Origin of the sequence: Brevibacterium sp. SMBL_HHYL_HB1 (genome assembly GCF_018208375.1) — a bacterium.
Classification (GTDB): Bacteria; Actinomycetota; Actinomycetes; order Actinomycetales; family Brevibacteriaceae; genus Brevibacterium; species Brevibacterium intestinavium.
In genome coordinates this window covers 2,308,597-2,334,861 of record NZ_CP062936.1, presented here as the reverse complement: position 1 = coordinate 2,334,861, position 26,265 = coordinate 2,308,597, and the positions used below count along the sequence as shown (strand labels likewise).

Annotated in this window: 32 protein-coding genes and 3 pseudogenes; 31 read left to right on the top strand and 4 right to left on the bottom strand. The window is 63.8% G+C overall.

What is annotated here, in order from left to right; all coding sequences use genetic code 11:
• Window positions 1–128 precede the first annotated feature (128 nt).
• Both IG171_RS10860 and IG171_RS10855 read right to left on the bottom strand, forming a co-directional pair.
• Window positions 129–1,154, bottom strand: coding sequence for an ATP-dependent 6-phosphofructokinase (locus IG171_RS10860; protein ID WP_212127465.1), 1,026 nt, complete (start codon window positions 1,152–1,154; stop codon window positions 129–131).
• A complete protein-coding gene (locus tag IG171_RS10855; RefSeq protein WP_212127464.1) occupies window positions 1,151–1,846 on the bottom strand; it encodes a DUF1707 domain-containing protein in 696 nt (231 codons plus the stop codon). Before IG171_RS10855 ends, IG171_RS10860 begins: the two co-directional genes overlap by 4 nt.
• Window positions 1,847–2,349: 503 nt before the next feature.
• Here IG171_RS10855 and IG171_RS19060 point away from each other — a divergent pair.
• Both IG171_RS19060 and IG171_RS10845 read left to right on the top strand, forming a co-directional pair.
• Window positions 2,350–3,219 carry a GtrA family protein gene (locus IG171_RS19060; RefSeq protein ID WP_249203627.1) on the top strand — a complete coding sequence of 290 codons (870 nt, stop codon included), beginning with the start codon at window positions 2,350–2,352 and terminating at the stop codon, window positions 3,217–3,219.
• Entirely contained in the window at window positions 3,212–4,549 is a 1,338-nt protein-coding gene (locus IG171_RS10845) for a glycosyltransferase family 39 protein (protein WP_212127463.1), read from the top strand. The genes IG171_RS19060 and IG171_RS10845 overlap by 8 nt, the downstream gene beginning before the upstream one ends.
• Before the next feature lie 479 nt (window positions 4,550–5,028).
• Here the strand turns inward: IG171_RS10845 and IG171_RS10840 are convergent, their stop codons facing one another.
• A complete protein-coding gene (locus IG171_RS10840) occupies window positions 5,029–5,505 on the bottom strand; it encodes a Fur family transcriptional regulator (protein WP_212127462.1) in 477 nt (158 codons plus the stop codon).
• Window positions 5,506–5,961: 456 nt separating this feature from the next.
• Here IG171_RS10840 and rpsL point away from each other — a divergent pair, with 456 nt between their 5' ends.
• From rpsL to IG171_RS10695, 29 genes and pseudogenes are all read left to right on the top strand, one after another.
• Window positions 5,962–6,336 carry a 30S ribosomal protein S12 gene (gene rpsL, locus IG171_RS10835; RefSeq protein WP_166970631.1) on the top strand — a complete coding sequence of 125 codons (375 nt, stop codon included), beginning with the start codon at window positions 5,962–5,964 and terminating at the stop codon, window positions 6,334–6,336.
• A complete protein-coding gene (rpsG, locus tag IG171_RS10830; protein ID WP_166970633.1) occupies window positions 6,336–6,806 on the top strand; it encodes a 30S ribosomal protein S7 in 471 nt (156 codons plus the stop codon). Before rpsL ends, rpsG begins: the two co-directional genes overlap by 1 nt.
• Before the next feature lie 97 nt (window positions 6,807–6,903).
• Window positions 6,904–9,009 carry an elongation factor G gene (gene fusA, locus IG171_RS10825; protein WP_212127461.1) on the top strand — a complete coding sequence of 702 codons (2,106 nt, stop codon included), beginning with the start codon at window positions 6,904–6,906 and terminating at the stop codon, window positions 9,007–9,009.
• Window positions 9,010–9,125: 116 nt separating this feature from the next.
• On the top strand, window positions 9,126–10,319 hold the full coding sequence (gene tuf, locus IG171_RS10820) for an elongation factor Tu (RefSeq protein WP_212127460.1): 1,194 nt from the start codon (window positions 9,126–9,128) through the stop codon (window positions 10,317–10,319).
• Window positions 10,320–10,789: 470 nt separating this feature from the next.
• The gene (rpsJ, locus tag IG171_RS10815) at window positions 10,790–11,098 is read left to right on the top strand and encodes a 30S ribosomal protein S10 (protein WP_009379191.1); all 309 of its coding nucleotides are present in this window, start codon (window positions 10,790–10,792) and stop codon (window positions 11,096–11,098) included.
• Between the two features lie 11 nt (window positions 11,099–11,109).
• On the top strand, window positions 11,110–11,784 hold the full coding sequence (gene rplC / locus IG171_RS10810) for a 50S ribosomal protein L3 (protein ID WP_212127459.1): 675 nt from the start codon (window positions 11,110–11,112) through the stop codon (window positions 11,782–11,784).
• 5 nt (window positions 11,785–11,789) lie between these two features.
• Complete coding sequence (gene rplD, locus IG171_RS10805; protein ID WP_212127458.1) at window positions 11,790–12,443, top strand: 50S ribosomal protein L4; 654 nt, start codon at window positions 11,790–11,792, stop codon at window positions 12,441–12,443.
• On the top strand, window positions 12,440–12,739 hold the full coding sequence (gene rplW, locus IG171_RS10800) for a 50S ribosomal protein L23 (RefSeq protein ID WP_212127457.1): 300 nt from the start codon (window positions 12,440–12,442) through the stop codon (window positions 12,737–12,739). Before rplD ends, rplW begins: the two co-directional genes overlap by 4 nt.
• A 30-nt stretch (window positions 12,740–12,769) precedes the next feature.
• A complete protein-coding gene (gene rplB / locus IG171_RS10795; RefSeq protein ID WP_212127456.1) occupies window positions 12,770–13,606 on the top strand; it encodes a 50S ribosomal protein L2 in 837 nt (278 codons plus the stop codon).
• A gap of 15 nt (window positions 13,607–13,621) precedes the next feature.
• Window positions 13,622–13,903, top strand: a complete 282-nt coding sequence (gene rpsS, locus IG171_RS10790; protein WP_212127455.1) for a 30S ribosomal protein S19 — start codon at window positions 13,622–13,624, stop codon at window positions 13,901–13,903.
• Window positions 13,904–13,945: 42 nt separating this feature from the next.
• The gene (gene rplV, locus IG171_RS10785) at window positions 13,946–14,332 is read left to right on the top strand and encodes a 50S ribosomal protein L22 (RefSeq protein WP_212127454.1); all 387 of its coding nucleotides are present in this window, start codon (window positions 13,946–13,948) and stop codon (window positions 14,330–14,332) included.
• Complete coding sequence (rpsC, locus tag IG171_RS10780; RefSeq protein WP_212127453.1) at window positions 14,332–15,147, top strand: 30S ribosomal protein S3; 816 nt, start codon at window positions 14,332–14,334, stop codon at window positions 15,145–15,147. Before rplV ends, rpsC begins: the two co-directional genes overlap by 1 nt.
• 3 nt (window positions 15,148–15,150) lie before the next feature.
• Window positions 15,151–15,567 carry a 50S ribosomal protein L16 gene (rplP, locus tag IG171_RS10775; RefSeq protein WP_209325766.1) on the top strand — a complete coding sequence of 139 codons (417 nt, stop codon included), beginning with the start codon at window positions 15,151–15,153 and terminating at the stop codon, window positions 15,565–15,567.
• 2 nt (window positions 15,568–15,569) lie between these two features.
• Window positions 15,570–15,785: pseudogene (rpmC, locus tag IG171_RS10770) on the top strand (50S ribosomal protein L29); the annotation flags it as partial.
• Between the two features lie 35 nt (window positions 15,786–15,820).
• On the top strand, window positions 15,821–16,108 hold the full coding sequence (gene rpsQ / locus IG171_RS10765; protein WP_212127452.1) for a 30S ribosomal protein S17: 288 nt from the start codon (window positions 15,821–15,823) through the stop codon (window positions 16,106–16,108).
• Window positions 16,109–16,252: 144 nt separating this feature from the next.
• Window positions 16,253–16,621 (top strand): 50S ribosomal protein L14, encoded by a 369-nt coding sequence (gene rplN / locus IG171_RS10760; protein ID WP_025777921.1) that lies wholly within the window; start codon window positions 16,253–16,255, stop codon window positions 16,619–16,621.
• 2 nt (window positions 16,622–16,623) lie between these two features.
• A complete protein-coding gene (gene rplX, locus IG171_RS10755) occupies window positions 16,624–16,992 on the top strand; it encodes a 50S ribosomal protein L24 (RefSeq protein ID WP_212127451.1) in 369 nt (122 codons plus the stop codon).
• Window positions 16,992–17,561 carry a 50S ribosomal protein L5 gene (rplE, locus tag IG171_RS10750; RefSeq protein WP_212127450.1) on the top strand — a complete coding sequence of 190 codons (570 nt, stop codon included), beginning with the start codon at window positions 16,992–16,994 and terminating at the stop codon, window positions 17,559–17,561. The genes rplX and rplE overlap by 1 nt, the downstream gene beginning before the upstream one ends.
• 67 nt (window positions 17,562–17,628) lie before the next feature.
• On the top strand, window positions 17,629–18,027 hold the full coding sequence (gene rpsH, locus IG171_RS10745; protein ID WP_212127449.1) for a 30S ribosomal protein S8: 399 nt from the start codon (window positions 17,629–17,631) through the stop codon (window positions 18,025–18,027).
• A gap of 16 nt (window positions 18,028–18,043) precedes the next feature.
• Window positions 18,044–18,580, top strand: a complete 537-nt coding sequence (gene rplF, locus IG171_RS10740; RefSeq protein WP_212127448.1) for a 50S ribosomal protein L6 — start codon at window positions 18,044–18,046, stop codon at window positions 18,578–18,580.
• A gap of 2 nt (window positions 18,581–18,582) precedes the next feature.
• Window positions 18,583–18,963 carry a 50S ribosomal protein L18 gene (rplR, locus tag IG171_RS10735; RefSeq protein WP_212127447.1) on the top strand — a complete coding sequence of 127 codons (381 nt, stop codon included), beginning with the start codon at window positions 18,583–18,585 and terminating at the stop codon, window positions 18,961–18,963.
• Complete coding sequence (gene rpsE, locus IG171_RS10730) at window positions 18,960–19,643, top strand: 30S ribosomal protein S5 (protein ID WP_249203624.1); 684 nt, start codon at window positions 18,960–18,962, stop codon at window positions 19,641–19,643. The genes rplR and rpsE overlap by 4 nt, the downstream gene beginning before the upstream one ends.
• Window positions 19,643–19,825 carry a 50S ribosomal protein L30 gene (gene rpmD, locus IG171_RS10725; protein WP_212127446.1) on the top strand — a complete coding sequence of 61 codons (183 nt, stop codon included), beginning with the start codon at window positions 19,643–19,645 and terminating at the stop codon, window positions 19,823–19,825. Before rpsE ends, rpmD begins: the two co-directional genes overlap by 1 nt.
• Window position 19,826: 1 nt before the next feature.
• Window positions 19,827–20,279, top strand: coding sequence for a 50S ribosomal protein L15 (gene rplO / locus IG171_RS10720; protein ID WP_212127445.1), 453 nt, complete (start codon window positions 19,827–19,829; stop codon window positions 20,277–20,279).
• Between the two features lie 244 nt (window positions 20,280–20,523).
• Window positions 20,524–21,825: a preprotein translocase subunit SecY gene (secY, locus tag IG171_RS10715; RefSeq protein ID WP_212127444.1), complete on the top strand. Its 1,302-nt coding sequence runs from the start codon at window positions 20,524–20,526 to the stop codon at window positions 21,823–21,825.
• A gap of 49 nt (window positions 21,826–21,874) precedes the next feature.
• Window positions 21,875–22,441, top strand: coding sequence for an adenylate kinase (locus IG171_RS10710; protein ID WP_212127443.1), 567 nt, complete (start codon window positions 21,875–21,877; stop codon window positions 22,439–22,441).
• The gene (gene map, locus IG171_RS10705) at window positions 22,438–23,274 is read left to right on the top strand and encodes a type I methionyl aminopeptidase (protein ID WP_212127442.1); all 837 of its coding nucleotides are present in this window, start codon (window positions 22,438–22,440) and stop codon (window positions 23,272–23,274) included. The genes IG171_RS10710 and map overlap by 4 nt, the downstream gene beginning before the upstream one ends.
• A gap of 340 nt (window positions 23,275–23,614) precedes the next feature.
• Window positions 23,615–23,765, top strand: a pseudogene (locus IG171_RS10700) (transposase); the annotation flags it as partial.
• 327 nt (window positions 23,766–24,092) lie between these two features.
• Window positions 24,093–24,233: pseudogene (locus tag IG171_RS10695) on the top strand (IS1380 family transposase); the annotation flags it as partial.
• Window positions 24,234–25,118: 885 nt separating this feature from the next.
• On the opposite strand, the gene IG171_RS10690 reads toward IG171_RS10695, so the two are convergent.
• Window positions 25,119–26,264 (bottom strand): aminotransferase class I/II-fold pyridoxal phosphate-dependent enzyme, encoded by a 1,146-nt coding sequence (locus IG171_RS10690; RefSeq protein ID WP_212127441.1) that lies wholly within the window; start codon window positions 26,262–26,264, stop codon window positions 25,119–25,121.
• Window position 26,265: the final 1 nt, after the last annotated feature.

Here is a 26,265-nt window from a genome sequence, read left to right as displayed (position 1 = left end):
TCGAGTTTCTGCCGCCGCAGACTGGGCTTCCGTGGCCAACCTGCCGCCGCAGACTGGGCCACCGGGTGTTGTGCTGCCGCGGCGAGACCACCACAGGCTGGGCGCTGCGGTTGCCGCTGCCGGCGGGTTCAGCCGAAGAGGACCTGCGCCTCTTCCCAGCGGTGCAGAGGCACTGACTTGAGGCTGTCGACGGCCGATGACATCTCCGCGGAGACGATATCGGTGCCCTTGAGGCTGGCCATCTTGCCCCAATGGCCGTACTGGACGAGATCGGCAGCGGCCATTCCCAGTCGGGTGGACAGCACGCGGTCGTAGGCAGTGGGAGAACCGCCGCGCTGCAGGTGCCCGAGGATCGTGGCGCGGGACTCGATGCCGGTGATCTCCTCGATCTTCGGAGCCAGGTAGTTCGCGATCCCGCCGAGGCGGGTCCGTCCCTTGTTGTCCACGCCCTGCTCGGCGACCTGTGAGTCGAGTCCCTCGGGGACGAAGCCCTCGGCGACGACGACGATCGGGGCGCGTCCGCGGTTTTTGGCCGAATTCACCCAGGTTGCGATCTGGTCGAACGAGACCGGGAACTCGGGCATGAGGATCGCATGGGCGCCGGCGGCCATACCGGCGTGCAGACCGATCCACCCGACGTTGCGGCCCATGACCTCGATGACCATGCAGCGGTGGTGGGACTCTGCGGTGGTGCGCAGTCGGTCGATCGCCTCGGTGGCGATGGACTGGGCGGTGTCGAAGCCGAAGGTGTAGTCCGTGTTGCCCAGATCGTTGTCGATGGTCTTGGGCACTCCGACGATGTGGAGGCCCTCCTCGTGGACCAGCCGCGAGGCACCGGCCAGGGTGCCCTCACCGCCGATGGCGATGAGGGAATCGATGCCGTGGGCGGCCATGACCTCACGCATCCGGTCGGGCCCACCATCCTCATAGGGGTGGGTGCGGGAAGTGCCGAGGATGGTTCCTCCGCGACCGGACAGACCGCGGACATCGAGCATCGTCATGTCGAACATGTCGTCCTCAAGCAGACCCCGCCACCCGTCGCGGATCCCGACGAAGGACGCCCCGTGCGTGCGCATGCCCTTGCGGACGATGCCGCGGATGACAGCATTGAGTCCCGGGCAGTCGCCGCCCGAGGTGAGTACACCGATCTTCATTCCAGTTGTCCCTGATCCTTTGCTCGGTAGCCTTTGGCCAGCCGGACGTCGTGTCCGGCCATGAGTGAGAAACCTTTGAGTATGAGCGTGCCGTTCGAACCGTCTCCCCGCGCGGCACGGTGGATCTCATTTCCGGCCATGATGTTGACGGTCTCGTCGCGGATGCGCACCCCGGGCGGGACGTAGACATCGTGGCCGGCCCACATCGCATAGCAATTGAGTTCGATCGTGACGCCGGGACCCATGACAGCGCAGAGGTCGATGTTGTCGCCGCCCATGAGGGCGTAGCTGGTGATCTCGGCGGTGCCGGCGGGAACGTCGATCTCGCGTCCGGACATGATGGCGATGGAGTTCAGCGGCTGAGCCGAACCCGGTTCCGCGGCAGGACTGAGCTCGGTCGTTCCGTGACGGTCGAGTTCGGAGCCGTGACCGGGAGTGCCCGGCTTCTGAGGGTGTCCGGTCTGTCGGGCGAAACGACGGTGGAGCTGGTCGCCTTCGGGAAGATCGTCGATGAGCGGCATGAGCCCATCGATGTATTTCGCACTGATCGCCTCGTCCTGCCGTTCGGCCGTCTCCTCTGGGTCGAGCCGACCGTTCGTCACGGCCTCGGTGATCACGGAGAGCACATCGTCGCGGTCCTTGTCGGAGGCGCGGATGCGGCGCTGGGGAGTAGGGGAGTGATCTTCGGCCATGGTGCCCAGTGTAGCGGGAATCACCCGTTGGGACAGGGAAGTCTGTCAGGACGCGGCATCCACAGCCGGGCCACAGCTTCGACCAATGCTGGGCCCAAACGCTCCCGGAAGTCTTGAGGCCATGAGACATGAGAGCATCGCCCGGCACCAGCCCGAGGCGCAACCAGAACCCACCCCGACCATGACACCCACCACAGTCGACCTCGTCGTTCCGGTGTACAACGAGGAGTCCGGCCTCGCCGCCTCCATCGAAGCACTGCTCGCCGCAGACACCGGACGAGCCACCGAGCTGACAATCATCATCGCCGACAACGCGAGCACTGACTCGACCCCCGTGATCGGTGCGGCGTTGGCGGCTGCCCATCCGAACGTCGAGTACGTCCGCCTCGATCGGAAGGGGCGCGGCCGTGCGCTGTCCCAGGTGTGGCAGGCCTCGGATGCCGACGTCGTCGCGTACACGGACGTCGATCTGGCCACTGACATCAGGGTTCTCGACCCGATGGTTGAGGTCATCCGCTCGGGCTTGGCCGACGTGGCCATCGCCTCGCGCCTGCTGCCCGGCACTCGCGATCAGTCGTGGGATCAAGCGCGAGATCATCTCCCGTTGCTACAACCGGCTGCTCAGGCTCAGCCTCGGTGTCGGCTTCAGCGATGCCCAGTGCGGTTTCAAGGCACTGTCAGCGAAAGCGGCGAAGGAACTGCTGCCCCAAGTCGAGGACGCCGAATGGTTCTTCGACACCGAGCTCCTCGCCAGAGCCGAGTGGGCCGGATTTCGGATCCACGAATTCGGCACCGATTGGACCGACGACCCCGACTCCTCCGTCGACGTCGTCGACACGGCGTGGAAGGACATCAAGGGAATCGTGCGGCTGCGCACGAGCGGCCGCGCCCGAGGCGGCGGCGAGGTTCCCGCACCGAACACCGGAGCGCAGATCCTCCACTTCGTCGACGTCGGCATCATCAGCACCCTCCTCTACGCGGTGCTGTTCCTCTTCGCCGTCCAGGTGGTCTCGCCGACGGTCGCGAACATCGCGGCCCTGCTCATCTCGACGGTGATCAACACCGCGGCCAATCGCACCCACACCTTCGGGATGCGCGCCCCGCACCATCGTTTCGTCTCGCAGGCCAAGGGACTTGCGGCGTTCGCCCTCTGTTTTGCCTTCACCTCGGCGGGACTGAGTCTCGCGTCCGGCTTCACCGGCGAGTGGGCGAGCATCGCCACGCTCGCGGTGCTGACAGCGGCCAATCTCGCGGCCACCGTTGTCCGCTTCGTTCTGATGCGCACCTGGGTGTTCGCTCGCCTCTCCCGCCCCGAGGCGAGGGACACCGTCGAATCCGCACGAGCAGCCCAGGAGGATGCGCAGCATGTCTGAGACTCGCAGCGAAACGCTCAAACGGCACTGGTATGCGGCGGCCCTGACTGTGCTCGCGCTCGGAACCGTCGCCGCGTTCCTCGTCAACCTCAGCGCGAACGGGTGGGCGAACTCCTTCTACGCCGCGGCCGTGCAGGCCGGATCCGAGGACTGGGAGGCCTTCCTCTTCGGCGCCCTCGATCCGGCGAACTCGATCACCGTCGACAAGCCACCGGCCGCTCTGTGGCTGATGGCCCTGAGCGCCCGCGTCTTCGGGTTCTCCTCCTACTCGATGCTGCTGCCCGAGGTGCTCCTGGCCGGAGCGACCGTGGTCCTCATCGCCCACTCGACGAGGTTGGGGCTGCGCGGACACGTCAGCCGGGGTCTCGAGCAGGCGGCGGCGCTGGGCGCGGCCGCGATCTTCACGGTCTCACCGGTCGTGGCACTGATGTTCCGCTTCAACAACCCGGACGCGCTGCTCGTGACCCTCATGGTCGCGGCGGTCGTCGCGACCCAACACGGTCTGCGCGCTCTGACCGGCGCACACGCCCGATCTGCGCGCAGCATCACCCTGTGGCTCATCCTCGCCGGCGTCTGCCTGGGGCTGGGGTTCCTGACCAAGCAGTTCCAGGTCCTCCTCATCGTGCCCGGTCTCGCCGCTGCGTGGGTCTTCTTCGCACGCACGTCCTGGCCCAAGCGTCTGCTGTGGCTGCTCGTCCCGATCGGGGCGATGGTCGCCAGCGCCGGCTGGTGGATCGCCCTCGTCGAGCTCACTTCCGTCGACAGTCGACCCTATGTCGGCGGCTCCCAGACGAATTCGTTCCTCGAACTCACCTTCGGCTACAACGGTTTCGGCCGGCTCGCCGGCAATGAGACGGGGCCCGTCGGTGGCGGAGGTCAGGGAGGCGGCTGGGGCGAAACCGGCATCACTCGGCTGTTCACCGGCAGTTTCGGCCAGCAGGTCTCCTGGTTCCTGCCCACCGCCCTCTTCCTCCTCCTGACTACAGTCGTCCTGCTCGTTCTCGTTGAGGCGGCTCGTCGCCGCGGCAGGACCGAAGCGCCTGCGGGCACCGCTTCGGGCGGGAGGACGACCGGCCACCTCGGCGCGACCGTGCTCATGTGGGGCGCGTGGCTCGTCATCACCTGGCTGGTGCTGTCGCACATGAACGGCATCGTCCACGAGTACTACACCGTCGCACTCATTCCTGCGATCGCCGTGGTCATCGGCATCGGCGTCGCCGTGCTGCTCAGCCGACGCGGATACCTGCCTCGTCTGCTCCTCGCGGTGGCGTGGGCGCTGACCGGGGGTCTTGCCGAAGGCGCGGCACGCCGGCGTAGCCGAAGGGCTTGAACCCCATCTGCTCGAGGCCGACATCGCCGGCGAGGATGAACAGATCGGCCCAGGAGATCTTCTTGCCCTACTTCCACTCCACCGGCCACACGGCGGGCCTCGTCCAGCAGGACGTTGTTCGGCCTTGAGTTCAGGGGTGCGAAGCGCTGCTGGCCCTGGCCTCCGCCGCCACGTCCAGGACGGACGCGGCGGCGGAGACGAGGGCCGGGCCATGCGGATCATGAACGGGCCGTAGCTGCCGAAGTCAGCCGACCACCATTCCTGATTCGTCTTCTTCAGCTGCTCGATATCGGCCTTGAGCTGCTAGCAGTCGAGGCTGTCGAACTCGGTTTCGTAATCGAAATCAGGATCCATGGGGTCGCGTGCGGGTTGCCCCTCGGCGAGGATCCTGAGGGTGAGGCGGACGACAAAGGCGCCCTCGGAATGAGGGCACAGAGGTGTTCTCGGAAGAAGACCAGGGGTGTGAACGGAGGGCGGACTCACACGGCGACGCGATGATCGTCACCGACCACCGCGGCACCGGACTTCGCACAGTCGGGGCACAGGCCCCAGAAGGTGACTTCGGCCTGCTCGATGAGGAAGCCGGCATCGTGGGACGGGATCAGGCACGGAGCCTGACCGATCGTGCAGTCGACATCGACGATGAGATTGCACGAGCGGCACACCAGGTGATGGTGGTTGTCGCCGATCCTCCGTTCGTACCGTGCCACCGAACCGGACGGTTGGATACAGCGGACGAGACCGACCTCGGTGAGGGTGTGGAGCGAGTCGTAGACCGCCTGATGGGAGACCGTGGGCAAGGATTCGCGCACGGAGCGGATGACGGTCTCGGTGTCCGCATGCGGATGCTCCCGCACCGCCTCAAGCACCGCAACTCGCTGTTTGGTCACACGCAGGGAGGTCTGCCGCAGAGCAGCGGCAGGATCCTCGTCGTGTTCGTGTTTCGTCTCGTTCACATGACCAGAATGCCTGCTTCTTTTGAGTCAGTCAAGGAAAGCTCCGGAAGCCCTCGCCGAGGCGACCGCCGACGGATCTGGCAGAGGTCCTCGATCCGCGCGGGCGGACAGGGTAGAGTGGAACTTCGCCATTTTGACCAGACGCGCAGAAGAGAGATATTCTGTAAAGCGACTGATTGTGTTATCTGCGTCGTCGAATGATCCTGCCGAGTGTTCTGTGAGTCTCGGGTCCTCTGTGTGATTTCGGCGGTGCGGGCCGCCGAGAAGTCGATTCCGCCTCGTTGCGTCCGTGCGACACTCCCGAGCGCAGGGGTCGTCAGCTCGCGTGGTTACTGACATCGGGAGCCGAGCTTCACCCGGTGTTCAGTCGGATATGTCCCACGGTTCACAGACATGACTGCGGTTGTGGCCGAAATTGGGAATTAGGTCTATCGAGAAGCAAATGGAGAACGCTTAGTGCCGACAATCCAGCAGCTCGTCCGCAAGGGACGGCATGTCAAATCAGCAGGATCCGACGCTCCTGCCCTCAAGGGCAGCCCGCAGCGTCGCGGAGTGTGCACCCGTGTGTACACCACTACCCCCAAGAAGCCGAACTCGGCTCTTCGCAAGGTCGCTCGTGTCAAGCTTTCGAGCCAGATCGAGGTGACCGCCTACATTCCGGGCGAGGGACACAACCTGCAGGAGCACTCGATCGTGCTCGTGCGCGGTGGCCGCGTCAAGGATCTGCCCGGTGTCCGCTACCGGATCGTGCGCGGTTCGCTCGACACCCAGGGCGTCAAGGGCCGTCAGCAGGCTCGCAGCAAGTACGGTGCGAAGAGGGAGAAGAAGTAATGCCACGCAAAGGTCCTGCACCCAAGCGACCGATCGTCGTCGATCCGGTCTTCAGCTCGCCGCTCGTGACGCAGCTGATCAACAAGATCCTGCTCGACGGCAAGCGCTCGACCGCCGAGCGGATCGTCTACGGTGCGCTCGAAGGCACCCGCGAGAAGAACGGCAACGATCCCGTCGTCAACCTGAAGAAGGCTCTCGACAACATCCGGCCGTCACTCGAGGTCCGGTCCCGCCGCGTCGGCGGTGCCACCTACCAGGTGCCCGTCGATGTCCGCCCGACTCGTTCGACCACTCTGGCTCTGCGGTGGCTGGTGGGCTATGCCCGTCAGCGTCGTGAGAAGACGATGACCGAACGACTCATGAATGAGATCCTCGATGCCGGCAACGGCCTCGGTGCCGCAGTCAAGCGTCGCGAGGACACTCACAAGATGGCGGAATCCAACAAGGCCTTCGCCCACTACCGCTGGTAATCGCCTTCTCCGCAGACCGGTCGGCGGACATCGTCCGCGACGCCGTCGGCCGGCAGCCGGGGGAGTCGAGCAAATCATCGATTGAGAGAGAGACACCGTGGCACTTGACGTGCTCACCGACCTGAACAAGGTCCGCAATATCGGCATCATGGCCCACATCGATGCCGGTAAGACAACCACGACCGAACGCATCCTCTTCTACACCGGCGTGAACTACAAGATGGGCGAGACCCACGATGGCGCCGGCACCATGGACTGGATGGATCAGGAGAAGGAACGCGGCATCACGATCACGTCCGCCGCGACGACCTGCTACTGGCACGACAACCAGATCAACATCATCGACACCCCGGGCCACGTCGACTTCACCGTCGAGGTTGAGCGCTCCCTGCGCGTGCTCGACGGTGCCGTTGCCGTGTTCGACGGCAAGGAGGGTGTCGAGCCCCAGTCCGAGACCGTGTGGCGTCAGGCCGACAAGTACGATGTCCCGCGCGTCTGCTTCGTCAACAAGATGGACAAGCTCGGTGCTGACTTCTACTTCACCGTCCAGACGATCAAGGAACGCCTCGGAGCCAAGCCGCTGGTCATCCAGCTGCCGATCGGTGCCGAGAGCGAGTTCTCCGGTGTCGTCGACCTGCTCGAGATGAAGGCCTACACCTGGCCCGACGAGTCCAAGATGGGTCAGGACATCACCGAGATCGAGATCCCCGAGGATCTCAAGGAACGGGCCGTGGAATACCGGGCACAGCTGGTCGAGGACGTCGCCGAGAGCTCGGAAGAGCTCATGGAGAAGTACCTCGAGGGCGATGAGCTCACGATCGCTGACATCAAGAGCGGAATCCGCGAACTGGTCATCAAGTCCGAGGCCTTCCCCGTCATGTGCGGTTCCGCGTACAAGAACAAGGGCGTCCAGCCCATGCTCAACGCGGTCATCGACTACCTGCCCTCGCCGCTCGATGTGCCTCCGATGATCGGACACAACCCGAGCAACGACGAGGAGGAGCTGACTCGCAAGCCCGCGAAGGACGAACCGTTCTCCGCTCTGGCGTTCAAGGTCTCCACACACCCGTTCTTCGGTTCGCTGACCTATGTCCGCGTGTACTCCGGCCACGTGAAGTCCGGCGAGCAGGTGCTCAACACCTCCTCGGGCAAGAAGGAGCGCGTCGGCAAGCTCTTCCAGATGCACTCCAACAAGGAGAATCCCGTGGAAGAGGCCTTCGCCGGCCACATCTACGCCTTCATCGGTCTCAAGGACACGACGACGGGTGACACGCTCAGCGATCCGGCGAACCCGATCGCGCTCGAGTCGATGACCTTCCCGGAGCCCGTGATCTCTGTGGCCATCGAGCCGAAGACCAAGAGCGACCAGGAGAAGCTGTCGGCCGGCATCCAGAAGTTGGTCAAGGAGGATCCGACCTACCAGATCGAACTCGACGAGGAGACCGGTCAGACGGTCATTCGCGGAATGGGTGAACTCCACCTCGACATCCTCGTCGACCGCATGCGTCGCGAGTTCAAGGTCGAGGCCAACGTGGGCAAGCCCCAGGTCGCCTACCGTGAGACCATCCGTCGCACTGTCGAGAAGTACGATTACACCCACAAGAAGCAGACGGGTGGATCGGGACAGTTCGCGAAGGTCCAGGTCACCTTCGAGCCCCTCGAGGTCGAAGGCGATACGATTTACGAGTTCGAGAATGCCATCACGGGCGGACGCATTCCGCGCGAGTACATTCCGAGCGTCGACGCCGGCATCCAGGACGCCATGCAGCTCGGTGCCCTGGCCGGTTACCCGATGGTCGGTGTCAAGGCCACTCTGGTCGACGGCGCCTACCACGACGTCGACTCCTCGGAGATGGCATTCAAGATCGCCGGATCGATGGTCTTCAAGGAGGCCGTCAGGAAGGCGAATCCGGTTCTTCTCGAACCGGTCATGGACGTCGAGGTGCGCACCCCTGAGGAATACATGGGTGACGTCATCGGCGACCTGAATTCCCGGCGTGGCCAGATTCAGTCGATGGACGATGCTTCCGGTGTGAAGGTCGTCAAGGCTGTGGTCCCGCTGTCGGAGATGTTCGGCTACATCGGTGATCTGCGGTCGAAGACCCAGGGCCGCGCGGTGTATACGATGACCTTCTCCAGCTATGCGGAGGTCCCCAAGAGTGTTGCCGAGGAGATCATCCAGAAGGAGCGGGGCGGAGAGTAATCTCCGGAATCCGGTCGCCCCGGTGATCAAGAACATGATTACCGGAATGCAAGATAACCAATAAAAGGTCTAAGATATGAACCGCATATCTTTTGACAACCACGAGGAGGAACCCAGTGGCAAAGGCTAGTTTCGAACGGACTAAGCCGCACGTCAACATTGGTACCATTGGCCACGTTGACCACGGAAAGACCACCCTGACCGCTGCCATCACGAAGGTCCTGGCGGATCAGTACCCGGAGCTCAATCAGGCTCGCGCCTTCGACCAGGTGGACAATGCTCCTGAGGAGAAGGAGCGCGGCATCACCATCAACGTCTCGCACGTTGAGTACCAGACGGAGAAGCGTCACTACGCTCACGTCGATGCCCCGGGTCACGCCGACTACGTGAAGAACATGATCACCGGTGCGGCTCAGATGGACGGTGCCATCCTCGTCGTCGCCGCCACCGACGGTCCGATGCCCCAGACCCGTGAGCACGTGCTGCTCGCCCGTCAGGTCGGTGTGCCCTACATCGTCTCCGCTCTGAACAAGGCCGACATGGTCGATGACGAGGAGCTCCTCGAGCTCGTCGAATTCGAGGTTCGCGACCTGCTCTCGAGCCAGGACTTCGATGGAGACAATGCCCCGGTCATCCCGGTCTCCGCCCTCAAGGCCCTCGAAGGCGACGAGAAGTGGGTCAAGAGCGTGCAGGATCTCATGGCTGCCGTCGACGACAACGTTCCCGAGCCGGAGCGCGATGTCGACAAGCCGTTCCTCATGCCAGTCGAGGACGTCTTCACGATCACCGGTCGTGGAACCGTTGTCACCGGTCGTGTCGAGCGCGGTGTGCTGCTGCCCAACGACGAGATCGAGATCGTCGGCATCAAGGAGAAGTCGTCCAAGACGACCGTCACCGCCATCGAGATGTTCCGCAAGACCCTGCCGGATGCCCGTGCAGGTGAGAACGTCGGTCTGCTCCTGCGCGGCACCAAGCGTGAGGACGTCGAGCGCGGTCAGGTCATCGTGAAGCCGGGTTCGATCACCCCGCACACCAAGTTCGAGGCCCAGGTCTACATCCTGAGCAAGGACGAGGGCGGACGTCACAACCCGTTCTACTCGAACTACCGTCCGCAGTTCTACTTCCGGACCACCGACGTCACCGGCGTCATCACCCTGCCCGAGGGCACCGAGATGGTCATGCCCGGCGACAACACCGACATGTCGGTCGAGCTCATCCAGCCGGTCGCCATGGAGGACGGTCTGCGCTTCGCCATCCGCGAGGGCGGCCGCACCGTCGGCGCCGGTCGAGTCACCAAGATCAACGCCTGATCTGACTCACTGAAGACCCTGAACAGGGGCCGCAGTCCTTCGGGACCGCGGCCCCTGTTTCGTGTTCCGACGGGCAGTCACGCAGAGGCCGTGCTCGTGCCTGTGGGCCGCACGCGCGGCAGGGCCTGAGATATCGCTCACAAGCGAGGTGCCTGAAATTGCGCGCATTCGGTGCTATGTGACAAGATAGTGAGGTTGCGTTTTGGGCGTTGACCCCTGCACTGCGGTAGCGATACTGCGAACAGCCCGAAACACTATCGGATCGATGAATCTGCATCAGCGGGTTCGGACCGAGCAGCCAATGAGTAAAAGCGCCGTCGGCATTCCTGAGAGAAGTGAGAACTTCTCCGACAGGAACAGCCGACACGCCCGACCTCGGGGGTCGGTCATGGTCAGCCGGCACAGACGGCAGTCGTTCCCAACGCACTGCCCGTTGATGGCCGGAAGCAACTATAGAAAGAGACGACGCCATGGCGGGACAGAAGATCCGCATCCGGCTCAAGTCGTACGACCACGCTGTGATTGACAGTGCCGCACGCAAGATCGTGGACACCGTCACTCGCGCTGGTGCGACTGTTGTGGGCCCCGTGCCGTTGCCGACGGAGAAGAACGTGTACTGCGTCATCCGTTCGCCACACAAGTACAAGGACAGCCGTGAGCATTTCGAAATGCGCACGCACAAGCGTCTGATCGACATCGTCGATCCGACGCCGAAGGCCGTCGATTCGCTCATGCGACTCGACCTCGCCGACGACGTCAACATCGAGATCAAGCTCTAAGGGAGGCAGCAATGGCGAATACTCGTTCATCGGCTCTCCCGACGACCCAGAACGTCAAGGGACTTCTGGGCACCAAACTGGGCATGACCCAGGTGTGGGATGAGCAGAACAACCTCGTGCCGGTGACCGTTGTGGCCACCGGAAACAACGTCGTGACGCAGATCCGCAACGAGGAGACCGACGGTTACCCCGCAGTGCAGATCGCGTTCGGCGAGATCGATCCGCGCAAGGTCAACAAGCCGACTGCAGGCCACTTCGAGAAGGCCGGCGTGACCCCGCGCCGTCACCTCGTGGAGCTGCGCACAGCAGACGCTGCTGACTACTCGCTCGGCCAGGAACTGGGCGTCGACACGTTCGATGCCGGAGTCAAGGTCGATGTGACCGCGAAGACCAAGGGCAAGGGAACCGCCGGTGTGATGAAGCGTCACGGCTTCGGCGGCGTCGGTGCCTCCCATGGTCAGCACCGCAATCACCGCAAGCCAGGTTCGATCGGCGGAGCCGCGACACCTGGTCGCGTGTTCAAGGGTATGCGCATGGCCGGCCGTATGGGCGCTGTCAAGCACACCACCCAGAACCTCACGATCCACGCCGTGGACAGCGAGAACAACTTCCTGCTCATCAAGGGTGCCGTCCCCGGTCCCAAGGGTGGAGTCGTCCTCGTTCGCTCGGCCGTGAAGGAGGCCTGAACGACATGACTGATGTCAAGACAGTCGACGTCCTCGACGCCGCTGGTGCCAAGGCCGGCTCCGTTGATCTGCCCGCCGAGGTCTTCGGCGTGGCCGCCAACGTGCCGCTGATCCACCAGGTCGTCGTGGCACAGCTTGCCGCTGCCCGTCAGGGCACGCACAAGACGAAGACCCGTGCCGAGGTCCGCGGCGGCGGACGCAAGCCGTACCGTCAGAAGGGAACCGGCAACGCCCGTCAGGGTTCGATCCGTGCTCCCCAGTACAACGGCGGCGGAATCGTCCACGGACCGGTTCCGCGCGACTACTCGCAGCGGACCCCCAAGAAGATGAAGGCCGCCGCACTGCGCGGTGCGCTGTCCGATCGGGCACGCCTGGATCAGGTCTTCGTCGTGAAGAACCTGGTCACCGGCGATGCGCCGTCGACCAAGCAGGCGAAGGCCGTGCTGGCCGGCCTGTCCGAGCGCAAGAACACCCTCGTGGTGCTCGACCGTGACGACGAGCTCAACTACCTGAGCGTGCGCAACCTGCCCCACGTCCACGTGCTCACCTACGATCAGCTCAATACCTACGATGTGCTGGTCGCCGATGACATCGTGTTCACCGAGGCAGCTCTGCAGTCGTTCCTGAGCGGCAACCGCAGATCGGAGGACGCATCATGAGTCTCAACTTCAAGGACCCGCGCGACATCATCGTCGCCCCGGTCGTCTCGGAGAAGACGTACGGCCTGATGGACGAGGGGAAGTACACCTTCCTCGTCGATCAGAGCTCGAACAAGACCGAGATCAAGCAAGCCATTGAATCGATCTTCGATGTGCAGGTCGCCAAGGTCAACACCCTGAACCGTCAGGGCAAGCGCCGCCGCACCCGCACCGGTTGGGGGAAGCGCAAGGACACCAAGCGTGCCATCGTCGCCCTCAAGGACGGATCGATCGACATCTTCGGTGGATCGCTCTAAGCGATCCTTCGTCAAAGAAGGACAAGACTCATGGGAATCCGTAAGCACAAGCCGACGACCCCGGGCCGCCGCGGCTCGTCGGTCGCCGACTTCGTCGAAGTGACCCGGTCTACACCGGAGAAGTCACTCCTGCGCCCGCTGCACAAGCACGGCGGTCGCAACAGTCAGGGACGCGTGACCACTCGCCACCAGGGCGGCGGTCACAAGCGTCAGTACCGTGTCATCGACTTCCGCCGCCATGACAAGGATGGCGTTCCGGCGAAGGTCGCTCACATCGAATACGATCCGAACCGTACGGCGCGCATCGCTCTGCTGCACTATGCAGACGGTGAGAAGCGCTACATCCTCGCGCCGCAGAACCTCAAGCAGGGTGCGCAGGTGGAAGCCGGTCCGGGCGCCGACATCAAGCCGGGCAACAACCTCGCCCTGCGCAACATCCCCGTCGGCACCGTGCTGCACGCCGTCGAGATGCGTCCCGGCGGCGGCGCCAAGATCGCCCGGTCCGCCGGTTCGTCCGTGCAGCTCGTGGCGAAGTACGGTCGTTTCGCACAGCTGCGGATGCCTTCGGGCGAGATCCGCAACGTCGATGCCCGCTGCCGTGCGACCGTCGGCGAGGTCGGCAATGCCGAGCAGTCGAACATCAGCTGGGGCAAAGCAGGCCGCATGCGTTGGAAGGGCAAGCGCCCGTCCGTGCGCGGTGTCGTGATGAACCCGATCGACCACCCGCACGGCGGTGGCGAGGGCCGGACCTCGGGTGGTCGTCACCCAGTCAGCCCGTGGGGTCAGTTGGAAGGCCGCACACGCCGGCCGAACAAGGAGAGCGACAAGTACATCGTGCGGCGTCGCCGGACCGGCAAGAAGCGCTGATTGGAGTACTGACTTATGCCTCGTAGCCTCAAGAAGGGTCCTTTCGTCGACGAACACCTCTACCAGAAGGTGGCTCGTCAGAACGAGAAGAACAGTAAGAATGTCATCAAAACATGGTCTCGTCGCTCGATGATCATCCCGGACTTCCTGGGACACACCATCGCAGTACATGACGGACGCAAGCATGTCCCCGTCTTCATCACTGAGTCGATGGTCGGACACAAGCTCGGCGAGTTCGCACCGACACGGACGTTCCGTGGCCACGAAAAGGACGATCGCAAGGGTCGCCGCCGCTGAGGCGGGGGACTCTTTCGATCCTAGATAAGAGAGAAGGAAGCGATGGAAGCCAAGGCTAAGGCGCGTTACCTGCGCGTTACGCCTCGCAAGGCTCGGCGCGTCATCGACCTCATTCGTGGTCAGCAGGCGACCGAAGCACTTGCAGTGTTGAAGTTTGCAGAACAGTCGGCATCAGATCCGATTTACAAGCTCGTGGCCTCCGGCGTCGCCAATGCGCGTGTCCGGGCCGACGAGGAAGGCGTTGCGTTCGACGAGAACGAACTGGTCATCTCCGAAGCGTTCGTGGACGAGGGGCCGACCATGAAGCGGTTCCGTCCGCGTGCCCAGGGTCGCGCTTTTCGCATCGATAAGCGCACCAGCCACGTGACCGTGGTCCTGGCCAGCGGCGACGACCTGCCTCAGCGCAAGAGCCGGAAGGGGAACCGTTAATGGGCCAGAAGATCAATCCGAACGGATTCCGACTCGGAATCACCACGGATCACAAGTCGAAGTGGTTCGCTGACTCGACGAAGCCGGGGCAGCGCTACAAGGACTACGTGCTCGAAGATGTCAAGATCCGCAGGATGATGAGCACCGGCCTCGAGCGGGCCGGCATCTCCAAGGTCAACATCGAACGCACGCGTGACCGTGTCCGCGTCGACATCCACACCGCACGTCCGGGCATCGTCATCGGACGTCGCGGAGCCGAAGCCGATCGCATCCGCGGTCAGCTCGAGAAGCTCACCGGCAAGCAGATTCAGCTCAACATCCTTGAGGTGAAGAACCCCGAGGTCGACGCGCAGCTCGTCGCCCAGGGCGTTGCCGAACAGCTCGCCAGCCGCGTGGCCTTCCGCCGTGCGATGCGCAAGGCGATCCAGAGCGCGCAGCGCGCAGGTGCCAAGGGCATCCGCGTGCAGTGCTCGGGCCGCCTCGGCGGTGCTGAGATGAGCCGTTCCGAGTTCTACCGCGAAGGTCGTGTGCCGCTGCACACGCTGCGCGCGAACATCGATTTCGGTGTCCACGAAGCCCACACCACGTTCGGCCGCATCGGCGTCAAGGTGTGGATCTACCAGGGCGACCTGACCGACAAGGAGCTTGCCGCCGAGCAGGCGAAGGCTCCTGCTGCTCGTGGCCCGCGTGGCCGTGGGCGCGGTCGTGGTGGCCGCGGACGTGGTCAGGACGGCGCTGCGCGTCGGACCGACCAGGCCCGTAACACTGAGAACAGTGCCGAAGCCCCCGCGGCTGAGGCCGGATCGGAGGGCTGAGACATGCTGATCCCTCGTCGAGTGAAATTCCGCAAGCAGCACCACCCCAAGCGGGGAGGTGCCGCCAAGGGAGGCACGACGGTGTCCTTCGGTGAGTACGGCATCCAGGCTCTCGAGCCCGCCTACATCACCAACCGGCAGATCGAGGCCGCACGTATTGCCATGACGCGCTACATCAAGCGCGGCGGCAAGGTGTGGATCAACATCTACCCCGACCACCCGCTGACGAAGAAGCCTGCCGAGACCCGCATGGGTTCCGGTAAGGGTTCGCCGGAGTGGTGGATCGCCAATGTCAAACCGGGACGGGTCATGTTCGAACTCGCCGGTGTGTCCGAGGAAGTTGCTCGTGAGGCCCTGCGCCTGGCGATCCACAAGCTTCCGCTCAAGGCCCGTATCGTGGCTCGCGAAGGTGGTGAGTGAGAATGGCAATCGGTTCGAAGAACCTTTCCATCGACGCACTGGACGGTTTCGACAACGAGCGTCTGACCGAAGAGCTCAAGAAGGCCAAGGCCGAGCTGTTCAACCTGCGGTTCCAGTCGGCCACCGGCCAGCTGGAGAACCACGGTCGACTCAAGGCTGTGCGTCGCGACATCGCTCGTATCTACACCGTGCTCAACGAACGGGAGCTGGACATCCGGCCGAACCCCGCTGATGCTAAGGAAGAGGGCAAGTGATGGCGGAGACCACGAACACCGAGTCCACTGCTGCCGAGCGCAACACTCGCAAGTCCGCACGTGGTTACGTTGTGTCCGACAAGATGGACAAGACCGTCGTCGTCGAGGTCGAGGAGCGCATGAAGCACCGCCTCTACGGCAAGGTCATGCGCAAGTCGGTCAAGTACAAGGTTCACGATGAGGAGAACACCGCCGGTGTCGGCGACCTCGTCCTCGTGGCCGAGACGCGGCCTCTTTCGGCCGCGAAGCGTTGGCGGCTCGTCGAGATCATCGAACGCGCCAAGTAACCAACGCCGCCCCACCTACCCGGTCCCGCCCGCGACCATCGACTGGTCGCGGGCGGCTACCGGGAACGGGGTGAAATGTCAATGAATCCGTTCCGCAAGGCTCATGTTTCGGCGTGAGAACCAGCGCGACGACAGGAGAAAATAGTGATTCAGCAAGAGTCGCGACTCAAAGTCGCCGACAACACTGGCGCCAAGCAGATCCTGGCCATCAGGATCCTGGGTGGCTCCGGTCGGCGCTACGCCTCGATCGGTGACACCATCGTGGCAACCGTCAAGGACGCAATCCCCGGCGGAAACGTGAAGAAGGGCGACGTCGTCAAGGCCGTCATCGTCCGCACCGCCAAGGAACGCCGTCGTCCCGACGGCTCCTACATCAAGTTCGACGAGAATGCAGCTGTCATCCTCAAGAACGACGAGGAGCCGCGCGGAACCCGTATCTTCGGGCCCGTGGGACGCGAACTCCGCGACAAGAAGTTCATGAAGATCGTCTCCCTGGCACCGGAGGTGTTGTGAGCATGGCGAACAAGCTCAAGATCAAGAAGGGCGACCTCGTCCAGGTGATCGCAGGCGCTCGGGAGTCACGAGGCGGCGATCGTGGGAAGCAGGGCAAGGTTCTTGCCGTCTACCCCGAGCGCAACCGCGTCCTCGTCGAAGGCGTCAACCGCGTGATCAAGCACAAGAAGGCTACGCAGACTCAGGCCGGCGGCACCGCTGGTGGCCGTGAGACCCACGAAGCCCCCATCCACGTGTCCAACGTGGCGCTCGTTGATCCCAAGGACAACAAGCCCACCCGCGTCGGATACCGCGAGGAGAGCGTCGAACGGGACGGTCGCACCAAGACCGTTCGGGTTCGCTACTCGCGTCGCACCGGGGAGGAGATCTGATGACGGAAACAACCACCAGCCGTCCCGCACCGCGTCTCAAGCAGGTTTACCGCGAAGAGATCATCGGGAAGCTGCAGGAAGAGTTCGAATACGCCAACCCCATGCAGGTTCCCGGTCTGACCAAGGTCGTCGTGAACATGGGTGTGGGTGACGCAGCCCGCGATTCCAAGCTGATCGAGGGTGCGATCAACGATCTGACTCTCATCACCGGTCAGAAGCCGGTCGTGACCCGGGCCCGCAAGTCCGTCGCCCAGTTCAAGCTGCGTGAGGGACAGCCCATCGGTGCCCACGTGACCATGCGTGGAGCACGGATGTGGGAGTTCATCGATCGCGTGATCTCGCTGGCTCTTCCCCGTATCCGCGACTTCCGCGGACTCTCGGATCGCCAGTTCGACGGAAACGGTAACTACACCTTCGGCCTCACGGAGCAGGCGATGTTCCACGAGATCGATCAGGACCGGATCGACCGTGTCCGCGGTATGGATATCACCGTCGTCACCACAGCAACGACCGATGACGAGGGACGTGCACTGCTGCGTCACCTCGGGTTCCCGTTCAAGACAAAATGATCTCTACGTTGCAGGTCCAAGCACTCCATGTGGGCGGAAACCGTAACGAGGAAGGGCAAGTGCCCAAATGACAATGACTGATCCAGTCGCAGACATGCTCACGCGTCTGCGCAACGCCAACTCGGCTTACCACGAGGACGTCAGCATGCCGTTCTCGAAGCTCAAGTCGAACATCGCCGAGATCCTCAAGACCGAGGGCTACATCACCGACTGGAGCGTCGAGGACGCCCAGGTCGGCAAGACGCTGCTCCTGGACCTCAAGTTCGGACCCAATCGGGAACGTTCGATCGCCGGTCTGCGCCGGGTGTCGAAACCGGGACTGCGGATGTACGCGAAGTCCACGAACCTGCCGAAGGTTCTCGGCGGACTCGGCATCGCCATCCTGTCGACCTCGTCAGGCCTCCTGACCGACCGTCAGGCCGCCAAGAAGGGTGTGGGTGGGGAAGTCCTCGCCTACGTCTGGTAAGGAAGGAGAGAAGACCATGTCACGTATTGGCAAGAACCCGATCTCCGTTCCCAGCGGCGTCGAGGTCAAGGTCGACGGCCAGGATGTCGCCGTCAAGGGACCGAAGGGCGAGCTGTCCGTCACCATCGCCGAGCCGATCACCGTATCGCTCGAAGACGGTGTCATCACAGTGAGCCGTCCGGACGAGGAGCGCGAATCGCGTTCGCTGCACGGACTGTCCCGCACGCTCATCAACAATATGATCGTCGGTGTGACCGAAGGCTACTCGAAGGCCCTCGAGATCGTCGGAACCGGTTACCGTGTCCTGGCCAAGGGATCGAACCTCGAGTTCGCCCTCGGCTACAGCCACCCGATCACCGTCGAACCGCCGGAGGGGATCTCCTTCAGCGTCGACGGACAGACGAAGGTCGCCGTTCACGGAATCGACAAGCAGCTGGTCGGCGAGACCGCTGCGAACATCCGGAAGCTGCGCCGTCCCGAACCATACAAGGGCAAGGGTGTGCGCTACGCCGGCGAAATCGTCCGTCGCAAGGTCGGAAAGGCTGGTAAGTAAAGATGGCCTTTGGCAAAAAGGAAAGCTACGGCAAGGGCAGGGCAGCTGCTCGCAAGCGTCGTCACGCTCGTCTGCGCAAGCACGTGAGCGGAACGGCCGAGCGCCCTCGCCTCTCAGTGACTCGCTCCACGCGCCACGTCTTCGTCCAGGTCATCGACGACACCGTCGGCAAGACCCTGGTCTCGGCCTCCACCATGGAAGCCGATCTGCGGACATTCGAAGGCGACAAGACCGGCAAGGCCCGCAAGGTGGGCGAACTGGTGGCCCAGCGTGCCAAGGACGCCGGTGTCGAAGCCGTCGTCTTCGACCGTGGTGGCAACGCCTACCACGGCCGTGTGCAGGCAATCGCCGAAGGTGCCCGTGAAGGAGGATTGGCCCTATGAGCACTGAAGAGAACAAGGAACAGCAGGCGACTGCTGAGACCCGCAACGACAACAGCGGTGACCGCTCCTCCCGTGGCCGCGGCCAGGGTGGACAGGGCGGCCAGGGCCGCGGACGCGGCGAAGGCCGTGGACGCGGCGGCCGCGGCGATCGTGACGACAAGAACCAGTTCATCGAACATGTCGTGACCATCAACCGCGTGTCGAAGGTCGTCAAGGGCGGACGTCGTTTCTCCTTCACGGCTCTCGTCGTGGTCGGAGACGGCGACGGCATGGTCGGCATGGGATACGGCAAGGCGAAGGAAGTTCCTGCCGCCATCGCCAAGGGTGTCGAGGAAGCGAAGAAGAACTTCTTCCGCGTGCCGCGCATCCAGAAGACCATCCCGCACCCGGTCCAGGGCGAGGAAGCCGCAGGCGTCGTCCTGCTGCGTCCGGCCGCTCCCGGTACCGGTGTCATCGCCGGCGGTCCCGTCCGCGCGGTCCTCGACGCAGCCGGTGTCCAGGACGTGCTGTCGAAGTCGCTGGGTTCGTCGAACGCAATCAACATCGTGCACGCCGCGATCACCGCGCTGAGGAACCTCGAACGTCCCGAGGAAGTCGCGGCTCGCCGCGGCCTTCCCGTCGACGAGGTTGCTCCGCACGCATTGCTGCGGGCAGCTGCTGAAAGTGGGGCGAAGTCCTGATGGCAAAGCTCAAAGTTACTCAGCACAAGTCCGCCATCGGTGGCCGTCAGAGCCAGCGTGACACGCTGCGTTCGCTCGGTCTCAAGCGGACCAACGACGTCGTGGTGCAGGACGATCGCCCCGAGATCCGGGGAATGATCAATGCCGTGCGTCACCTCGTGACTGTGGAAGAGGTCGATTGATATGTCGAACAACGACTCGCTGAAGCTGCACGATCTCCGTCCGGCCCCCGGAGCCAAGACCTCCAAGACCCGCGTGGGTCGCGGTGAGGCTTCGAAGGGCAAGACCGCCGGTCGCGGAACCAAGGGCACGAAGGCCCGCTACCAGGTTCCGCACGGCTTCGAGGGCGGCCAGACTCCGATGCACATGCGTCTGCCGAAGCTGCGTGGGTTCAAGAACCCGACGAAGGTGACGTTCCAGGTTGTCAACCTCGACAAGCTGTCCACCCTGTTCCCCGAGGGCGGAGACGTGACCGTCGCCGACCTCGTGGCCAAGGGTGCTGTGCGTCCGAAGCAGCCCGTGAAGATTCTCGGGACCGGTGAGATCACCGTGGCCCTGAATATCACTGCGGACAAGTTCTCCGGCTCTGCGGCCGAGAAGATCAAGGCCGCAGGCGGAAGCGCCACCGAAGCCTGATCGGCGCCCGCGCTGCGGGAACGAGGCTTCAGAACGAAGGGGGGCGGTCACTTCGGTGACCGCCCCCTTCTGCGTCACCCGACCCCGCCCGGCGGTGCCCGGTGGTCGGCCGGAACCGAGCCGCCGTCGGCCCTCGTCGGTTTCAACCTGGGGGTCATACCCTGATAGTGTTTTGCTGGTATTTGTCTCATTCGCCAGGTCGCGACCACGACTCTGACTTTTCATCCGCCAACGAGGAGGACGCTTGATCGGCGCAATCCGGAGGGCCTTCAGAACGCCCGACTTGAGGAACAAACTCCTCTTCACCCTGGGCATTCTTGTCATCTTCCGACTCGGCTCCTTCATTCCCTCGCCCGGCATCGATTACACCCAGGTGCAGGAATGCGTGGCTTCGCCCCAGCTGAATGAGGGCGGATTCGCGATGATCAACCTCTTCAGCGGCGGCGCGCTGCTGCAGCTGTCGATCTTCGCTCTGGGCATCATGCCCTATATCACTGCGAGCATCATCGTCCAGCTTCTGCGGGTGGTCATCCCGCGCTTCGAGTCTCTGCACAAGGAAGGCGCCTCCGGTCAGGCGAAGCTGACCCAGTACACGCGCTACCTGACCATCGGCCTGGCGGTGCTCAACTCGACGACACTCATCGCCACCGTGCGTTCCGGCGCCCTCTTCGGCGACGTCGAGGGCTGCCAGGATCTCATCGCCAACGACACCTGGTGGGGCATCAGCGTCCTCGTGCTCACTCTGACCGCTGGCACCGGCCTGATCATGTGGCTGGGCGAGCAGATCACCGAACACGGTGTCGGCAACGGCATGTCGCTGCTGATCTTCACCTCGGTCGCCTCGGCCTTCCCCTCCTCGCTCGGTGCGATCTTCCGCGAGCAGGGCGTCGACATCTTCCTCATCGTCATGGCGGTCGGCCTCGTGCTCGTCGCTCTCGTCGTCTTCGTGGAGCAGTCGCAGCGCAGGGTCCCGGTCCAGTACGCCAAGCGCATGGTCGGCCGCCGGATGTTCGGCGGCACCTCGACCTACATTCCGATCAAGGTGAACATGGCCGGAGTCATCCCCGTCATCTTCGCCTCCTCCGTGCTCTACCTGCCGAGCCTGGTCTCCCAGTTCTTCGACCCCGAATCCAGGTGGGTCGAATGGATCAGCACCTACTTCACTCGCGGCGACCATCCGATCTACATCACGGTGTACGCCCTGCTGACGATCTTCTTCGCTTACTTCTACGTGGCGATCACCTTCAACCCCGAAGAGGTCGCAGACAACATGAAGAAGTACGGCGGCTTCATTCCCGGGATCCGCGCTGGTCGACCGACGGCCGAATACCTGAGCTTCGTGCTCAGCCGGATCAACTTCCCGGGCTCGCTCTACCTGGCTTTCGTCGCCCTGATCCCGCTGATCGCTCTGGTGCTCATCAACGCGAATCAGAACTTTCCGTTCGGCGGCACCTCCCTGCTGATCGTCGTGGGTGTCGGCCTCGAGACGGTCAAGCAGATCGACGCGCAGATGCAGCAGCGCCATTACGAGGGCCTGCTGCGCTGATCACGACCGGACGCTGACGAACAGCTGCCAACCATTGGAAGGACACCCCATGAGCTCACGCATCATCCTGATCGGCCCTCCCGGCGCGGGTAAGGGCACCCAGGCCGCCCGCCTGTCCGAGGCGCTCGGCGTTCCCGCGATCTCGACCGGAGACATCTTCCGTGCGAATGTGAAGGGGGAGACCGAACTGGGCAAGCTCGCCAAACGCTATATGGACGCCGGTGAGTACGTTCCCGACGAGGTGACGAATTCCATGGTCGCCGATCGTCTGGGCCAGGACGATGCCGCGGACGGCTTCCTCCTCGACGGCTACCCCCGCACCACCGCGCAGGTCGAAGAGCTCGATCGCATGCTTGCAGCCGAGGACAAGGCCATCGACCACGTCGTCGAACTCACCGCGGACACGGACGAGGTCGTCGCCCGGCTTCTGGCCCGCGCCCAGACCGAAGGCCGCAGCGACGACAGCGAGGACGTCATCCGTCACCGGCTCGACGTCTACGAGGAGCAGACCCAGCCGCTGACCGACATCTACCGCAGCCGCGGACTGCTGCGCCAGGTCGACGGCCTCGGTGACGTCGACGAGATCACCGAGCGCATCCTCTCAGCCATTCGATGATCTTCGGACCACGGATCGAGCTGAAGACCCCCGAGGAGCTTCAGCTCATGCATCGGGCCGGGCAGCTGACACGTCAAGTGCTCTCAGCGGCCCGGTCCGCCGCCGTTGCCGGAGCCACCACGGCTGAGGTCGACGCGGCCGCCGAGGCGGTCATCGTCGGCGCCGGCGCCCAGTCGAACTTCAAGGGATATCAGGGGTTCCCCGCCGTCGTGTGCATCTCCGTCAATGAGGAGATCGTCCACGGCATCCCCGGGCCTCGGGTGCTGCGCACCGGTGACCTCGTGTCGATCGACGGCGGTGCGATCGTCGAGGGGTTCCACGGAGACTCCGCGCTGACGATGATCGTCGGCGGTGAGGACGCCGGCAGCGCCGCCGATCGCGAACTGTCCGCGGCCACCGAACAGGCCATGTGGGCCGGCATCGCTGCCTTCGCCACGGGAACACGGGTCAGCGATGTCGGAGATGCCATCGACGATTTCGTCACCGAGCACTTCCCCCATCTGGGACTGGTCGAGGAATTCACTGGTCACGGGATCGGCACCGCGATGCATATGGCCCCGGAGGTGCTCAACTATCGTGCGCGGTCGAACGGTCCGAAGATCAGACCGGGCATGTGCCTGGCGATCGAGCCCATGCTCACTTCAGGCGTCGGGGACACACGCACGCTCGACGACGGCTGGACCGCGGTGACCGCCGATGGTTCGCGGGCGAGTCACTGGGAGCACAGCGTGGCCAGACATGACGACGGTGTCTGGGTGTTGACGGCCGAAGACGGGGGAGCGGCCGGGTTGGCCCCCTACGGAATCACTCCTGTGCCTCCGAAGAGCGCCTGAGGGGAGAACTCCGGTCGTCAGCGCCTGCTTCTTCAGTGAGGCCCTGGCGACGACGTAGACGGCGGTGAAGGTTCCCGACGCCGCCATGAGTGCGAGAGCGAACATCCACGTCGCCGTCTCGACGATGCTGGATCCGGCCGACTGGAATGCGCAGAAAGCGATGAGTGCCGTGATTGCGCCGGCCAGCAGACCGGCTGTGCGTGACATCTGGTCGGCGCGCTGCTCGAGAGTGTACGTGTGGTCATCCGCGTCGTGGCGCCTCGGGCGTGCCTGGGTAGGATTCTGAAACCCTGGAATCGTGTCTCGATTCCACCTGCTCACTGACGACCAATGGGCCCTCATCGCCGACCACCTGCCAGCGCCGACAGGCCGACGAGGCCACCCCTTTCTCCGACCCCAGACAGATGGTCGAGGGCATCCTCTACCGATACCGCACCGGTATTGCCTGGCGCGATCTGCCCGGGAACGTCGGCAAATGGCGGACCGTGTGGACCTGGCACCGCCGCCCTTAACCTTGATCCACCGATCTGCTTGATGTCCGGGGTCTCGCTCGGATTTGAGCGCGGAATCGGTGAGCGGGCAGGAGGTAGTGTCCCGGTCTCTCACCGGTCTCTTCCACACTGAGCTTCCCGGAGGCTCCTCCATGACTCCGGTCCGGGGCCGAGGGCGAATTGGTCAGGACAATACTGTCTTTGGTGGGCTCAAAGCGGCTTGCCAGAGTCGTGAGAATTCTTCTGCCCATGGCCACTTCGTGGGCAGATGCATAATCAGTTTCCTGGCCCGATGAGCTATCCGAGCCGGAATGCTGATGATGCGTGATCGGAACGATCAGCGAGGACGCATGGACGGGCATTGAATACCCCGAAGCGATCTACGACGAAGAATCCGAGACATGGATTTCGAAGGCCGAAGTCGCTGAGATCCCGTTCACCGCGTTCACCTCGAAGAAGAGGGGCATTTCCATTTCACGCGCGGCTTGATCCGGCTACTCCGATCGGTGGATCAAGGCTAAAAGGGCCCCTTAGTGGAATGGCAGCTCCCCACAACTGTGCTGCTCAGGCCTGCATTGCAGAGACCAATGAGCACCGGGTTGAGCTGTGGGTCAACATCTGATGGCTTCTTCTGTCGCCTGTCCTCGCTCTCCAGGTCGGACGGGTGTCCGTCTACCGACTCAGCGCACACATCCTCTCAGGCTTCGCCGATATCGCCGGCGATCACGTCTTCCCCGAATACGGAGGTTGCTTCCACACCATCCTGTATTCTGTTCCCGAGGCCGCACGAGGCGTGCGTGCCCGCCTGCAGTACAACGCCCGCAGTCTCGGCTGCGGACGGCTGCGCCCGGGGATCCCCGTGGGTTTCTCCGACCGCACTGCGCAGCTGGATGCGCGTCTGCCCGGGATCGACGATCCCGGCTGTTACGCGACCGCCGTTCTGACTCCCGAGTCAGTGGAGGCGGCACGCAGGATGACCTCCCGAGCCTTCAACCTCGACGCGGCCCTCGCACAGCTGCCTGCGCTGGAAGAGCGGAAGAATGCACTGAGCGCGAATGGATCAGCAACGGGCAGCGGACGTGTGGGACTGAGTCTCAGCACCTTCTTCGATCTGTACGTCGACGTTGCTCGGGATGTGATGGCCCACCCTCTGCTGCCCGAAGTGCTCGTCGAAGGCACACAGCCGGCCGTGAGGGGTCCGGGAGCTGGTGAATCAGTGGCAGACTCGAGTACTACCTCAGATTCGACCAGAGGATCCTCGAATGTGCGGGGTCGTGCTCGTCCTATGACCTCATCGCATGGCTGCCGCTGCGATGACCCGGGTCGCAGCCCTCACCCGCGGTCCGACGAACCTCAGAGTGTCCGAGCGATCCGTTCGATCGCTTCGGTGAGCAGCGGGCGGGGGAGTGCGAAGTTGAATCGGATGTGGCCGGCGCCGACCTCACCGCAGAGGCGTCCCTCGGTGATGGCCACCTTCGCCCGCTCATTGAAGCGCTGCGCGAGATGTCCCTCGAGCCCGTATCCTCGCAGGTCGAGCCACGCCAGATAGGTGCCCTCCGGAGGAATATAGGTGGCGTTGGGCAGAAGCTCTGTCACGAGGTCGGTGAGATGGTCCCGATTGCCCTTGAGATAGGCCGTGACCTCGGCGAGCCAGTCGCCGCCGTGGGTGTAGGCGGCGGTGGTGGCGATGATCCCGGGGTTCGACGCCGCTCCGGAGACGAATTGGCCCTTCTCCTTCCACACCGCGCGGTCCTCGGCATCGGTGAGGATGAGCTGCGCGCACTTGAGTCCGGGGATGTTGAAGGCCTTCGACGCCGCTGTCGCGGTCGCGGTGTGGGCGGCGGTCGCCTCGGTGAGGGTGGCATAGGGGATGTGCCGGGCGGGGTCGTAGACGACCGGGGCGTGGATCTCGTCCGAGAACACGCGGGCCCCTGCGGCCTCGACGACCTCGGCGAGTCCGAGCAGCTCGGCCTCGGTGTACACCTTGCCGATCGGGTTGTGGGGATTGCACAGGACGAGTGTGGCACCGGGCACGAGAGCGGCGGCGATCGCGTCGAGATCCAGCGTCCAGCCGGTCTCCGTGCGCAGCATCGGCACCTCGATGAGTTCACGACCGGTGGTCTTCGCGACGTCGAAGAACGGCATGTAGGCAGGGGTGGGCAGCACGATCGGGGTGTCGGCCGGGGTGAGATGGGTGAGCACGCCGAGGAATGCGGCGATGACGTCGCTGGCCGGCTGGATGTGATCGACCGGGATCCGCCATCCGAAGCGGTCGGCATAGAAGTTCGCAGTCGCGGATTTGAGATCCGCTGTCAGATCGTAGGGTGCATAGCCGAAGAGGTCGCGCTCATCGATCTCTCGCAGAGCCTGACGCACCGCGGGGGCGACGCCGAAATCCATCTCGGCGATGAACGCCCCGATGGAACCGGGGAAGGTCGACCATTTGCGTCCGCCCTTGGCCACTAGGGACGCTTCTGTGATGGCGTCGAACTCGGACATG